This is a genomic window from Streptomyces sp. Z423-1, assembly GCF_013009255.1.
Taxonomy (GTDB): domain Bacteria; phylum Actinomycetota; class Actinomycetes; order Streptomycetales; family Streptomycetaceae; genus Streptomyces; species Streptomyces gossypiisoli.
Map to the genome: position 1 here is coordinate 5,441,003 of NZ_CP053109.1, position 14,160 is coordinate 5,455,162.

General features: G+C 69.8%; 8 protein-coding genes, 1 tRNA gene and 1 pseudogene. 1 reads left to right on the forward strand and 9 read right to left on the reverse strand.

The genetic code is table 11. The features are described 5' to 3' along the window. Positions 1–63: 63 nt before the first annotated feature. The 9 genes and pseudogenes from HJD23_RS24415 to HJD23_RS24455 all read right to left on the reverse strand — a co-directional run bounded on the left by HJD23_RS24415 (position 64) and on the right by HJD23_RS24455 (position 13,103). A complete protein-coding gene (locus HJD23_RS24415; RefSeq protein ID WP_171116597.1) occupies positions 64–408 on the reverse strand; it encodes a hypothetical protein in 345 nt (114 codons plus the stop codon). Positions 409–521: 113 nt separating this feature from the next. Further along, positions 522–594 (reverse strand) — tRNA-Arg (locus HJD23_RS24420). Positions 595–1,228: 634 nt separating this feature from the next. Next, a pseudogene (locus HJD23_RS24425) lies at positions 1,229–1,802 on the reverse strand (transposase); the annotation flags it as partial. Between the two features lie 252 nt (positions 1,803–2,054). Further along, positions 2,055–4,682 (reverse strand): RICIN domain-containing protein, encoded by a 2,628-nt coding sequence (locus HJD23_RS24430; RefSeq protein WP_171116599.1) that lies wholly within the window; start codon positions 4,680–4,682, stop codon positions 2,055–2,057. 222 nt (positions 4,683–4,904) lie between these two features. Then, positions 4,905–6,011, reverse strand: coding sequence for a ricin-type beta-trefoil lectin domain protein (locus HJD23_RS24435; protein ID WP_171116600.1), 1,107 nt, complete (start codon positions 6,009–6,011; stop codon positions 4,905–4,907). A 113-nt stretch (positions 6,012–6,124) separates the two neighbouring features. Beyond that, a complete protein-coding gene (locus HJD23_RS24440) occupies positions 6,125–7,771 on the reverse strand; it encodes a lectin (protein WP_171116602.1) in 1,647 nt (548 codons plus the stop codon). A 406-nt stretch (positions 7,772–8,177) separates the two neighbouring features. Further along, positions 8,178–9,557 carry a non-reducing end alpha-L-arabinofuranosidase family hydrolase gene (locus HJD23_RS24445; RefSeq protein ID WP_232107738.1) on the reverse strand — a complete coding sequence of 460 codons (1,380 nt, stop codon included), beginning with the start codon at positions 9,555–9,557 and terminating at the stop codon, positions 8,178–8,180. 376 nt (positions 9,558–9,933) lie between these two features. After that, positions 9,934–11,607, reverse strand: a complete 1,674-nt coding sequence (locus HJD23_RS24450) for an IclR family transcriptional regulator C-terminal domain-containing protein (protein WP_171116606.1) — start codon at positions 11,605–11,607, stop codon at positions 9,934–9,936. Positions 11,608–11,813: 206 nt separating this feature from the next. Then, a complete protein-coding gene (locus HJD23_RS24455) occupies positions 11,814–13,103 on the reverse strand; it encodes a M6 family metalloprotease domain-containing protein (protein ID WP_171116608.1) in 1,290 nt (429 codons plus the stop codon). A gap of 304 nt (positions 13,104–13,407) precedes the next feature. Here HJD23_RS24455 and HJD23_RS24460 point away from each other — a divergent pair, with 304 nt between their 5' ends. After that, entirely contained in the window at positions 13,408–14,052 is a 645-nt protein-coding gene (locus HJD23_RS24460) for a TetR/AcrR family transcriptional regulator (protein WP_171116610.1), read from the forward strand. Positions 14,053–14,160 lie beyond the last annotated feature (108 nt).

The window sequence follows — 14,160 nt, forward strand, 5'->3', positions numbered from 1 at the left end:
CGGAGGGCCCGCCCCACCGCACTGTTGTGGTGGGGCGGGCCCATGCGTCTTCCTCGGGTAGCTTCACCCTCGCGGTCGGCGGCTTTCCTCCCAGGCTCGGTCAATCGCGGCAGCGGCAGCGTCCCCGGCCATCCGCTCGATCTCCTCGGGCACCTCCCGCTCGTCGAGCACGAAGAGCCGGCCGCCGACGAGGTGGGTGGTCGCCTTCCAGCCCAGGCGGCGCCCCGCCTCCCGAGCGGCACGCCGGACATCCTTGAGCTCGCCCATCTCCGCAAGATCGTCGCCGCTCAGGAACAGCTGTCCGTAGTAGCCCTGGTACTCGGGCTTGAGGGCGGTCCGCATCAGCGACTCAAGGCGGTCGACCAGCTTCTCGAACCGGCGCCGGGCCAGCTCATCCTTGACGGGCATCCTGCACAGCTCCCCACCATCCGCGCGCACGGCATGTGTGCCATATGTGTGCTGCAAGCGCAGGAGCCCTCCCGTCCGCCGGACGGAAGGGCTCCTGACCTGGTGTTTCTCTGTGCCCCCGGCAGGATTCGAACCTGCGACACCCGCTTTAGGAGAGCGGTGCTCTATCCCCTGAGCTACGAAGGCAGGGCCTTGCGTAAAACGTGGATGAATACTCTGAGTGACTATTCACCGCGGTTTGGGCAAGGGCCAGGGACCGCCACTGAGGTGGCGGCCCCTGACAGGGTAGCGGATCGGCGTGGGGTGGTGGGCTAGAGGCTGATGCCTCAGCGGGTTCGCGATCGGTACGGTTTGCCGTCGTCGCTGGGGTCGTAGGTGTGTTTCGACATCACCCACGACGCCGCCGGTGTTCGCCCCGACAATCTCCGTCGTCTGAGCCCGAGGTGCTGTTGAGGCCGGCGGCGGGCCAGAAGGATCGCTCTCCAGGCTCGGCCCGACCAGGTACAGGCTCGCCGGATAGCTTTATGCCTCGGCGTCTGCGTGGGCTTGGCTATCGCGCTCACTCTCATGGGCATTTCATGGTCTCGGTAATGGATGACCTTGAAGACGAGCCATCATGGGAGCTGTCGTCCACGATGACGACGGACAGCGGCCGGGGCTTCGACGGACAGGTGGGCATCCAGTTCGGCTATGCCTGTTCACCCGTCGGTGCTCTCGGCATTGCTGAGGATGGTCGTCCCGCCAAATGCTTCATGGGCAAGGACGGTCGGGCTCGGTGGGGCTATGACTCGAACCGCGGATAGCAGGAAATGGTTCAGCCGCTGGTCGGCGCGGCACTCCTCGGCCGACTCGGTGTAGCGCCCTTCCGAGCGAGACGCCTGGCCATGAGGGTGATCGCCGCCCAGGTGATCAGGGTCTCAGAGTGCTGGACGAGCCGTTCGTAGTCCCTCGCGTGCCGGCGGGCGTGCATGATCCAGGCGAGCGACCTCTCGACCACCCGGCGTCCTTCGCCGCTGCGGCGTCGTGCAGATCGGCGGGGGTGACCATGATCATCAGGGGCAGGCCCCGGGTGTCGACGACCAGGTGGCGCTTGCGCGCGTTGATCTTCTTGCCGGCGTCGTGGCCGCGGGTGGCTTTGGAGACGGTCTCCGCGCCTTTCGCACTCTGGGAGTCGATCACGGTGCCACCGCGCGGGGGCCTTTGCCCATGTCGCGACGGATCCGGCCGGCAAGATGGTCGCGGATCTGGCCGACGATCCCGGCGGCGCCCCAGCGGGCCATGAACCCCCGGACCGTGCGCCAGGGCGGGTCATCCGCAGGCAGGGCCCGCCACTTGCAGCCGGTGTCCACGACATGGCGGATCGCGTCGACGATTTCGCGGCGGGGGTGCTTCTCTGAATGGAGGGGCGGCGTCCCGGTGCTTCACCCGTGGCGCTGATCGCGATCGCCATGGCCGTTTCGGTCTTTGGGTCGAGCGTCGCCATCGGTCACCAAGGGCTCGGAGGATGCTCCGCTCCGTCGGTGCCCGTGTTGAGCAGGCCGTGTTGGAGGCCCACCCGGGAAGTGACGCGGTCTACGTCCCGGGCGAGATCCCTCAGCCTTGGCGGGGCCGCAGCGTTGTGGCTGCGGCCCCGTTCGGGGGTGGGGTCAGGACGGGTCGCCGTACTGGAGGCCGCGTCCGTTGGTGCCGACGTAGACGCGGCCGTAGGTGTCGGGGTCGCCGGTGATGACGCCGACGCCGCCGATGGCGCCCCACTGGTGGGCGTCGTCGTTGACGCGGAGCCAGGTGGCGCCCTGGTCGGTGGAGCGGAAGACTCCGGTGACGTCCTTGACGGTGCCGATCAGGTACAGGGCCTGGTAGGAGGTGCGCGGCTTGGCCTTGCCGAAGCCGAGGGCCGAGGCGGACTGCACCGTCTTGAGGGTGGTGAAGGTGCGGCCGCCGTCGGTGGAGTGCAGCAGCCCCTTGCTACCGCCCGCGATCCACAAGTCGCCGGCGATGCCGGGGACGGCCTTGAGTCGGCCGTCGGCGGGCAGGTTGGTGGCGCGGGCGATGAAGGTCGCGCCGCCGTCGGTGCTGGCGTAGAGGGTGCCGCCGGACAGGGAGTAGAAGGTCGTGGCCGAGGAGCGGTCGGCGACGACCACGGCGTCGGTGCCCAGGCCGCTGACCCTCGACCAGCTGGCCCCCTTGTCGGTCGAGCGGTACGGGGCCTGCCCGGCCTGGGTCCAGATGATGGCGGAGCCGTCCGCCGCGAGCGCGATGTGGCCGTCCTGGGCACTGGTCACCGGCTCTGTCCCGAAGCCGGTCCAGCTGGTGCCGCCGTCGGTGGAGTAGGCGCCGTCCTTGTCGCCGCCACGGCCGACGCGGACCATCAGCGCGGGCTTGGACTGGGCGAAGTCGATGTCGGTGCTGTTGGTCATCATCGGGTTCTTCAGCCGCCCGGAGGGCACCTTGGTCAGGGAGTCGTGGCGGAAGCCGCCCTGGTCGCCCATGGCGGTGATGACGGTGGCGCCGCCGGGCGGGGCGATCGCGTCCAGCAGCGCGGTTTCCTCCAGCCCTCGGGCGTCGGCGGTCCAGTGGCTGGTGCCGCCGGTGTCGGACGCGTTCGCGTTCTTGCTGCGCCAGATGCCGTTGCCGGTGCCGTACAGCACGTGCCCGGAGTTGAAGGGATCGATGGCCAGAGCGGTCATCCAGTGCCCGGTGTGGTCGCCGACGTAGGGAGCGGCGGAGGCGTTGCGCACCGACTTGTCGGCCAGTGCCTTCCAGGTCGTGCCGCCGTCGGTGCTGCGGTAGATCTCGTCCTCGGGCCACCAGCGGCCGAGGGTGGTGACCATCACCGTGGAGGGCTTGCGCGGGTCGACGGCCAGACCGGAGAACCCGTAGTTGCCCTGGGAGGGGGAGATGTTCTTCCACGCCCCGCGGTCCGGCGTGTACTTCCACACCGAGCCCGCCGTCACGCCGTTGGGTCCGAGGTTGTTGGTGTACGTCAGGTACAGCGAGCCGTCACCGGAGAGCACGCCGTGCTGCGGCAGTTGGCCGGTGGGCTGCCCGGAGACGGCCTGCCAGGTGCTGCCGCCGTCGGTGGAGCGGTACAGGGAGGTGGATCTGTCGTTGACGCCGACGTAGATCGTCTTGCTGCCGGCCGGGCCGTACGTCACGAAGGAGATCCCCGCGCCACTGCTCGCCCCGTCCTTGACGGGGAACGAGGAGACCTGCCGCCATGTCACGCCGTGGTCGTCGCTGCGCCACAGGCCGTTCTTGCGGGTGCCCAGCAGCAGGGTGCCGTTGTCTGCGGGGTTGACCGCGAGCCGCTCGCCCGCGCCGCGGCCGTCCTCGTTGGCGCCCAGCTTGAACGGCAGGTCGGTGCGCTTGAAGGTGCGGCCCTGGTCGGTGGAGCGCAGGATCGCGCCGTTGCCCGCCCAGTTGTTGGTGTAGGTGCCCGCCCCGAGGTAGAGCCGCTTGGGGTCGACGGGGTCGGTGGCCACCGAGTCGATACCGAGCAGGTTCCAGTCCTTCTCGCCGAGCCAGTCGGTCAGCGGGATCCACTGCTCGGCCCCGGTGTCCCAGCGGTAGGCGCCACCCATGTCGGTGCGCGCGTACAGCAGGCCCTTCTCCTTCTGGTTGAACACCAGCCCGGTGACGTAACCGCCGCCCACCACCTGGGCGTTCTTCCACGCGTACGGTCCGGCCGCGGCCGTCTGGGCCTCGGTCACCTTCACCAGCTTCCACTGCTGGTTGGTGCCGCCGTGGCCCGGATACTGGATGACCGCCGCGCCCTGGGCCGTGGTGCCTCCCGAGACGTCCAGGACCAGGCCGCTCTTGCGGGAGGTGAAGGTGACCGCGTCCGAGCCGCTCACCGTGTCGATCCGCCACTCCTGGGAAGCGGAGGAGCTGTCGGTCTGCTGCTCGACGGCGGCCCTCTTGGAAGTCGAGTTGCCCGCTATGCCGAGCACTTTGCCGCTGTTGCGGTTGACGAGCTCGTAGTAGCCGTCCCCGGCGTCCTTCAGCCGCCACTGCTGGTTGGCCGTGTTCTGGTCGGTGTACTGCTGGACACGGGTTCCGTCGGCGGTGGAGAAACCCTTGACGTCCAGTACCTTGCCGCTGCGCACGGAAACCAGCCGGTAGTGGGCATTGCTGTCAACCTGCGCCGCCTGCGAGTCCTCCTGCACGAACAGGAAGTACGGCACGAGGACGGCGGGCACGCCGATCAGCAGACCGGTGGCGGTCCAGCGACGGCGGTGACGCCCGCGCCGCCCGCCGTTCGTGGGGTTGTTCATGGGGAGGCGTTCTCCTTGCATGCTGTTCAACAGTGGAAAGCCGGATCCCGACCCCGGAACTGGCCGGATCCGCTTCCTTGTCGCCACAGGCCACGCACAGGGTTGCCGCGAGCCGGGAATTTTTTTCTGTCTTCTTGCACGCCATCCGCGGCGAGGGCCGCCGCCGCGGATGGCTGTCCTGACGCCGGGCGGCACGGATGCGTCCGGTGCCGCCCCCGGCGGTCATCCGGCGGTCAGAGTGGTCCACTTCTGGTTGGAGCCGCCGTTGCAGTCCCACAGGTGGAGCTGCGTGCCGTCGGCCGTGGAGGAGCCCGGAACGTCGAGGCAGCGTCCGGAGGCGGGGTTGCGGTAGCCGCCGTTGTAGGGCTCCCAGACCTGGTTGGCGCCGCCGTGGCAGGACCAGATCTGCACCTTGGTGCCGTTGGCGGTGCCCCAGCCGGCGGCGTCGAGGCACTTGCCCATGGAGCGCAGGGTGCCGTCGGTGTACGCGGACCAGAACTGGTTGGCACCGTCGCCGCAGCTCCAGGTCTGGACGGCGGTCCCGTCGGCGGTGCCGGCGCCGTTGACGTCCAGGCACTTGCCGGCGATGCCGGACTGCACGCGGGCGGGGGAGGGGGCCGGGTTCCTCAGCCACCCTGCGCGGTCCGCGGCCTGGACGCCACGGTGGAAGGCGTCGGCCATCTTCTGGTAGCCCGAATCGTTGGGGTGCAGGGCGTCGGCCAGGTCGGCCGTGGTCAGGCTGCTCATGTCGACGTATGCGACGCGCTTGCCCGCGGCCTGTGCCTCGCTCACGATCTGCGGGATGGCCTGGTTGTACGCGGCACGGTACTGCTCCTCCGTGGCGCTGGTGGACACGACCAGGGAGGCCACGAGGACGGTTGCGTCAGGGGCCGCGGCGGTGATCTGGCCGACCAGGGACTTCAGCCGGGCGGTGGCGGTGGAGACCTGGTAGGACCTGTTGAGGTCGTTGGTGCCTATATGCAGCGTCACGACATTGGGCCGGTAGCGGGTGAGCGAGGCGTCGGCGAGTGCGGCGATCTGGTCGATGCGGTATCCCGAGTGGCCTTGGTTGTCGGGGTCGGACATCGAGCCGCCCCGCAATGTGCCCACGAAGTCCAGCGGATGGCCGTCGGCCGCGAGCTTGTCCCACAACGGCGCCCGGTAGCCGTTGCCCGTACTGCTTCCCACGCCCCAGGTGATCGAGTCGCCCAACGGCATGACCCGCAAAGGAGTGTCGGGGGCGGCGTTGGCAGGGGCCACCCCTGCCGCTGTCACCCCGAGCGCGGCGGCGACAAGCGTGATCAGGGGGCGAATCCAGGACTTTCTCATGGGGTTCCCTCTCTTGCGCGTGATTGCTGAATCAGCGGGGCTGATCGCCGTACGGTCAGGAGCTCGGCCGCAGTGCCTTCTGCCGGGCGTCGGCGGCCATACCGGGTGGCGGGTTACGGGAGCGTGGTCCACTTCTGGTTGTTCTGGCCGTTGCAGGTCCACAGGATGACCGGGGTTCCGTTGGCGGTGGCGGCTCCGTTGACGTCGAGGCACAGACCGGCGTGGACGTTGCGGATCGACCCGTCGGCTTGCGTGGTCCACTTCTGGTTGTTCTGGCCGTTGCAGGGCCAGATGATGACCGTCGTGCCGTTGGTGGTGCCCTGGCCGGAGGCGTCCAGGCACTTGTCGCCGTAGACGCGGATCTCGCCTCCGGCCCACGTGGTCCACAGCTGGTTGGCGGCGGTGTGGCAGTCCCAGATCAGCGTCGCCGTCCCGGCCGCGGTGGAGGAACGGTCCACGTCCAGGCAGCGGCCGGACCCGGTACCGCGCAGACGTGCGGTCGTGGAGGCCAGCGGGGTCCCGCCGGTCATCTTGAACACGGCGACACCGTGCGCGGGTACGCTCGCGGAGATCTGGCCGGAGGTGTTCGACGTGCCGCCGGTCCACAGGTCGGTGAGGGTGAACGACCCGCCGGTGAGGCCGACTTGCGCGGCCGTCGTGGTGATGGTCGTGGTGCTGTCGCCGCGGTTGAACAGGCCCACCGCGACCGAGCCGTCCGCGAGGGGCTTGGCGAACACCTCGGTGGCGCCGTCGTCGCGCACTCTGCGGCCGCCCGCGCCCAGCGGATCCTGGTTCACCGCCACCAGGCGGGGGTTGCGCAGGATCGCGCTGACGTCGGCGGACATGGTGCGGATGTCGTTGCCGGCCATGAGCGGGGCCGCCATCAGCGCCCACAGCGCGAAGTGGGCGCGGGACTCGGTCAGGGACAGGCCGGGACGGCCGACGACCAGCATGTCGGGGTCGTTCCAGTGCCCCGGACCCGACTGCGCCGCCAGGGGCGCGGTGACGTCCACGACGTTCCCGACGCCCATCGGGTAGCTGTTGGTGTTGTTGTTCTGCCAGATGTCGAGCAGGTCCTCGGTGGTCCGCCACAGGTCGGCGACCTCGCCCCAGTTGTACTTGTCACCGGTGGGGGCGTGGAAGCTGTTGGGGTTGATGCTGTAGACGATCGGGCGGCCGGTGGCGCGCAGGGCGTCGCGCATGATGGTGAACCGCTCGACCTGCTCGCTGAGGGTGCCGCTGCCGGAGCACCAGTCGTACTTGAGGTAGTCGACGCCCCATGAGGCGAACGTGGCCGCGTCCTGCGCCTCGTGGCCCTTGCTGCCCGTGGCACCCGGGTAGGTGCCCACGCCCTGCGCGCACGTGACCTCGTTGGGCGCCTGGTAGATGCCGAACTTCAGGCCCTTGCTGTGGATGTAGTCCCCGAGCGCCTTCATGCCGCTGGGGAACTTGGTCGGGTTGGCCCGCAGGTTGCCCTGCGCGTCGCGCTGCGGGTCGAACCAGCAGTCGTCGACGACGACGTACTGGTAGCCCGCGTCCTTCATGCCCGAGGACACCATCGCGTCGGCGGCCTGGCGGACCTGCGCCTCGGTGATCCCGCATCCGAAGCTGTTCCAGCTGTTCCAGCCCATCGGCGGGGTGAGCGCGGGGCTGCCCGGCGCGGCCTCGGCGGTCGTGCCGGCGGAGGCCGTGACGCAGGCGGTGAGCGTCAGTGCGGTGGCCGAAAGGAGACGCAGCAGTCGACTGCGTAGGGGAACCATGGGGAATTCCTTCCTGGGAGGCGAAGCGGAAGCCACTCGTTGGCGGGTCCGATGGGCATGAGCACGGTCGCGAGCTGGTGATCAGTGCGCGCGGGTCAGCGCTGCGGAGTGAGGACGCCCGGCCGGTACGGCCATGGCTCGTCATCGCCGCCCGCGGCGGGGGACGTGCCCTGGTAGAGGAACTGCAGGTCGTGATCGTGGGGTACGAGGATGGTTGCTGTCCGTCAGCGTCCACCGCTGGAGGCACCTGCCGGAACCGACGGCAGGGAGGAACCCCAGCCGATGTGCGGCCGGGGTTTCTCAAGGCGGTGAGCATCGGTCGGCAGGTGGAGCCGCCCACGCCGTGGACAGCTCGTCCACGCGTGGGCGGATCGCACCACCTCGCGATCACCGTGGGTCGGGCGGGTCAGCGCTGCAGGGTGAGCAGGCCCGGCCGGTACGGCAGTTGCTGGTAGGGGGTGCCCTGCGGTGTGTTGGGGTCGTAGCCCTGGTAGAGGAACCGCAGGTTGCAGGGGTCGATGGTCATGGTCTGGTCGGCGTTGACGCGGATCAGGTCACCGTGGCTGACGTCGTTGGTCCAGGTGGCACCGCTGTTGGCCTTGCCCGCGAAGGGGCTGCTCTCGCTGCCGGCCTGGACGGTCCACGGACCGTTCAGGCTGGAGGCGGTGAACGAGCGGAAGTAGCGTCCGTTCGCACCCATGGCCTCGACGATCATGAGGTACTGGTTCTGGCCCTGGACCTTGTAGACCTCCGGCGCCTCGAACAGTCTCGCCTTCGTGTCGCTCATGACCGTGGTGTACGAGGAACCGAAGCTGGCCGGGAAGTTCCCGAGCGGCATGGTCGACCTGTAGATCTTGCCGTTGTCATCGGCGAAGAACAGGTACATGTTCTGGTCGTCGGCGATCAGGGTCGGGTCGATCGGGACGCCTTCCGACTCTTCGGGGAGGCTGCCGGTGAACAGCGGCTGCGGGTCGGACCAGCCGTTGGGGTCGGTGGGGTCGCTGGACGTGCGGTAGGTGAAGGGCCAGGCAGTACCCCACCCGTTCGAGGCCAGCACCCAGATGTTCTTGGGCGCGAAGTAGAACAGTTTGGGCGCCACCGCCAGGCCCCGGTCCATCCTGGTTTGGGGGGCCGCCGCCATGTCCGACCAGTTCGTGAAGGGACGGAACGCCATCGTGCCCCACGGTGATTCGGATGATCCGTCAGAGGTGGTCGCGTAGACCAGGTTCTGGCCGTTGTACGGCACGGTGGTGAAGTCCTTGAGCGCGACCCACCCGTTCGCCGGCTGCGCCAGCGGACCGGTCGAGGTCCACCGGTATGTCGACGGAAGAGCACACGTGGGCGACGTCCCGGACAGGCCGGTCCACTTCTGGTTGTTGCCGCCGTGGCAGTTCCAGAGCTGCACCGCCGTGCCGTTGGCCGTGGCGCCGCCGCTGACGTCCAGGCACAGCCCGGACTGGACGCCGACGATCGTGCCGTCGGCGTTCGCCCGCCACTGCTGGTTCGCACCGCCGTTACAGGTGTAGATCTGCACCCGGGTACCGGCCGTGGTGGCGTGACCCGGAACATCCAGGCACTTGTTGCCGTACACCGTCAGCTGGTTGTCGTCCGTCAGTGTCCACTGCTGGTTGGTCCCGCCGTGGCAGTCCCAGATGTTCAGCTCCGTGCCGTCGGCCTGGCTGGCTCCCGGCACGTCGAGGCACCGGTCGGAACCAACGCCGCGCACGGCGCTGGTGGTGGCCGCCTGAGCCGGGCCGGCTACGAGCATCGCCGCTAACGCGGCCATGGTCGCAACCGCGGCGGCGAGCACCGCAGATGGATGTCTGCGACTGAAACCATGTCTGTGCATGCGGGACCTCGTCATCCTTGAGCAAGTGGCTCCGGTTTGCCCCGTCAGAGGCTGTCCGGATGGCGGGGTGGTGCGGTGATGCGGTAGTGCGGCCCTGAATGTTCGCCATGTCGAACAAGGGTCGAAGTGTCGAGCAACTGGATGATGAGAGAACCGGTGATCAGCGTCAATACCTCTCGCACAATTCGCGATCCGAAACGTTGGCAGGCTGAAACCAGGCGGCTTCAAGTTCCGTCGTTGTGCGGGTCCTTGGCGTGAGGCGCGGGTAGTAGTGCGGGCACGGAGCAGGCAGGAGCATCGGCGAACTCAGCGGCTAGGTCAGGGGGACCCGAGTGAAGCGGTTCGATACGTGTAGGTCCGCCTCGATCGCGTCGGCCGTTTCGCGAAGGGACGGGACCAGGTGGTCGACGCATTGCCGGAGGGTGTGCCGGGAAGCGTGCATCGCTGTGTTGAGGGCGGCCACCGCGCGGCCCGTGCGGTCGCGTACCGGGACCGCGACGGAGCGCAGGCCCTCCTCCAGTTCCTCGTCGACCAGGGCGTAGCCCTGGTTTCGGACCTCGTCCAGGGTGCGGGTCAGGGTGCGCGGGTCGGTGATCGTGCGGGGCGTGAGCCGGCGTAGGGGGCCGAGCGTGCGGGCGGCGGGTGGGAGGTCGGCCAGCAGGACGCGGCCCATGGAGGTGGCGTATGCGGGCAGGCGCGTGCCCACGGTGATGTTCACGCTCATCACCCGGGCCGTCGCCACCCGCGCCGTGTACTGGATCTCGTCCCCGGCCGCCGTCAGCACGGCGAGGGACGTCGACTCGTGGATGCGCTCGGCGAGCGCGGCCAGGTGCGGGGCGGCGATGTGGGGGAGGGAGGTGCGCGACAGGGGCGGGTAGCCGAGGGAGAGGACCTGGGGGCTGAGGGTGAAGGTGCCGGGGCGGGACTGGGCGACCAGGCCCAGGTGCTCGTGGGTGATCAGGGACCGGCGCGCGGTTGCCCTGGCCAGGCCTGTCGCCTTCGCGACCTCCGTCAGGGTGAGTTCCGCCCTGCCCTCGCCGAAGGCCGTCAGTACGGTCAGGCCGCGGGCCAGCGACTCCACGAACTCCCGGCCCAGCTCCTGCTTCGACGCGCCCGTCCAGGTCGCCAGCCCGGACGGGGCCGGGGTGGGTTCCGGGCGGGGTGCCGTGCGCAGGTCCTCCTCCATCGCCGCCACCGCCGCGCGCAACCGGGGCAGCAGTGTGTCGCGCAGGCCGGCCGCGGTGTGCCGGCTGGTGTGGCTGACCACGCTCACCGCGCACGCGATCCGGCCGGTACGGGGATCCCGTACCGGAACCGCCACCGCGACGAGCCCGGGCTCGATCAACTGGTCGTCCAGTGCCCATCCGTCCTGCCGGGCCCGGTTCGTGCGGCGCGTGAACTCCTCGGGGGGCAGAGGTTGTTCGGCCGGGGGTACGGCGGGGAAGTCGCGGTTCTCCGGGTTCGCCGTCCGGCGTGCCCGCCAGCGCTTCCAGTCCTGCGCCGTCCACTCCGCCGCGAACAGCGGGCCCGGCGCGGTGCGTTCGGCGGGCAGCAGGTCGCCGATGCGGAAGCTCAGGGACATCGCGCGGCGGCGGGTCGCCTGGTGGATGAAACGGATGCCGTCGCCGTCGGCGACCGCGAGGGACACCGACTCGTCCAGTTCGTCGGCGAGGGCGTCCGCGCGGGCGTCCAGCAGGGCGGGCAGGCGCAGGGCGGCCAGATAGGCGTTGCCGAGTTCCATCAGGCGGGGGGCGAGGACCGCGTCCCGGCCGTCCAGGCGGACGTACCCCATGTGGGAGAGGGTCGAGGTGATGCGGTCGACCGTGGAACGGGCCAGGCCGGTGGCGCGTTCCAGCGCGCTCAGGCTGAGGGTGCCGCCCGTCTCCGTCAGCTGCCGCAGCACGGAGATCCCGCGGATCAACGGCGTGACCGCCTCGTCCGGCACGGCCGGGGCGGCGGCCTCCTTCAACGTGGGGTTGGCGGGCATCTTCTCTCCGGTACGGCGATCGCGGCAGGCCTACGGTAATGGCGGATCCCGGAATCGTGTCCGGCCCGCCCGATCACCACCGCCATTCCAGTCGGAGTCCGGTCACCGCCGCCACCTCTGCCCGGTCACCGCCGCCACCTCCGCCCGGCACCACCGCCACCCCCGCCCGGTGAGCACCCCACCCCGCCCGCTGAGCACCCCACCCCCTACCGCCGAGTCACCCGCACCACATGGTTCCCCTCCAGATCCGCCCCCGCCACCACGATCCGCACCCCCCGCCCCCGGTCCTCGAAGGACTCCCCGGGGGTGAACGTGGCGTCCGAGAGTTCGGCGTGGACGTTCGGGCTGCGGGTGCAGCCGCCGCTGTCGCGGTGGGAGTCGTACACCGTCACCGGGCCGTGGCCGGTGTCCACGTCCGCGTCGACCTTGTAGATCAGCACGCCCGGCCGGCACACCGTCTCGTCGTTGCCGTCGCGGGTGCGCAGTTCCACGGCGTATCCAGTGCTCCGGTCGAGGGGTATGAAGACGAGCTTGAGGCCGCCCGGGCGGGCCAGCGGGGTGAGGGTGTGCTCGGTTGTGCCGGGGGCGGACACGCAGGTCACCTGGGTGGTGTCCAGCCAGCCCAGTTTCCACTTGTGCCAGCCGAGGAGGTCGTTGTTGGCGCCCCAGTCCTCGCTCATGATGTCCCAGTGCCCGACCGCGGCCCCGCCCTCCTGGGTGTAGAGGTCGGGCAGGCCGAAGACATGGCCGTTCTCGTGCGGCAGGACGCGGTAGCCGGTCCGGTCGTAGGAGCCGGAGCCGTCGTCCTGGCGGGAGTAGACGAAGGAGGCGTTGGCGACGGACACGCCGTCCGCCGTGGGCGCCTCGTTGTTGCCCGCGAAGGTCACCGAGAGGACCGTGTCCAGCGCCGAGGGGCCCGCGTTCGGCGTCACCAGCACGTTCAGCAGGTCGTACTCGCGGAAGTCGACCTTGGGATCGGCCTCGGCCACTATGTCCTGCACCAGCCGCCGGTAGCCGGGGTCGAAGGGGGCGCCGCGGTCTATGCCGTACGCCTGGAACGACTTCGGCATCCGCAGCCAGTCGGCGATCGGGGTTTCCGGGCGGTAGTCCAGGCGGCCGTACGAACTGGTGCGGAACCACTCCCTGGTCTGCGGGAAGAACTCCTTGAACCGGTCCAGCGCGCTGCCCTTTCCGGGCGCGTCCGAGAAGTCGATCATCAGGGTGAGGGCGCGGACGGTGCCGGTGGAGCGGGAGTAGCCGCCGGAGGTCGGGATGCCCTCCGACATCTGGACGCCGGCCCTGCCGCTGATCAGGCAGGGCGCGTGAGCGGAGGAACGGGACAGGGCGCCGAGCGGCCGCGCTCCCGCCGTCGCCGAGCCCACTGTGTGGTGGCCCGTCCCGGCCGAGGTGCTCACCACAAAGGTCACAGCGGTCACGGCGCCGAGCGCGGCCGCTCGGCGCGGGCGTATCCGACGGCGGGACGGCTGCGGCTGCATGCATGGACCTTTCGCTCCAGGCAGCCACCGGTCTCCGGCTGCACCCTTTTGATTCACCCTGGGCCGGGTGCGGCGCGGGCGCGCGCTGGAGGAGACCGATCGTGGGTTTTCGCTGAGTAAGCGCCGGTCAGCGGGGGTCCGACCCGAGGCGGGGGAGCGCTGTGACACGGGTCACAGGGCGTCTTTCGGGGGATGGGAAATAACCGGGGAGCGATTCCCCGTTTAACCCGGCGTACGAGCGAAACGGGGGATCACTCCCCGGATCGCCCCACTGGATCGCCCCACTGACGCCCAGGAGTGCACCGTGCAGACCGCCACCCCCGTGCCGCGCAAAGCGACCCGGCCGCGCGCCGACGCCCTGCGCAACCGGGAGCGGATCGTCACCGCCGCCCGGGAGATGTTCGTCGAGCACGGGCCGGACGTGCCGCTCGACGAGATCGCCCGCCGGGCCGGCGTGGGCAACGCCACGGTGTACCGCAACTTCCCGGACCGCGACGCCCTGGTGCGCGAGGTCGTCTGCTCGGTCATGGACCGTACGGCCCTGGCCGCCGAGCAGGCCCTCGCGGAGCACGGCGACGCCTTCGCGGCGCTGGAGCGCTTTGTGCACGCCTCCGCCGACGAGCGGATCAGCGCGCTGTGCCCGATGATCTCCAGCACTTTCGACGCGCACCACCCCGACCTGGAGGCCGCACGCCACCGGGTCGAGCAGCTGGTCGAGATGGTCATGGCGCGGGCCAAGGCGGCCGGGCAGCTCCGCGCCGACGTGGGGGTCGGCGATCTGATGATCGTCGTCGCTCAGCTCAGCCGCCCACCGGCGGGTGCCGCGTGCCTCAGCGTCGACCGCTTCGTGCACCGGCATCTGCAGCTGTTCCTGGACGGTCTGCGGGTCCCGGCCCGCTCCGACCTGCCGGGCACGGCGGTGACCCTGGAGGACCTGCGCCGGGCCTGACCGCCGACTGATCTTCACCTCACCAGTTTTCCGTCACTTTTCGTCACTTACGTCACCCATCGCCACCTATCGCCACCTACGCCACTTACGTCACTCACCGTCACTTTT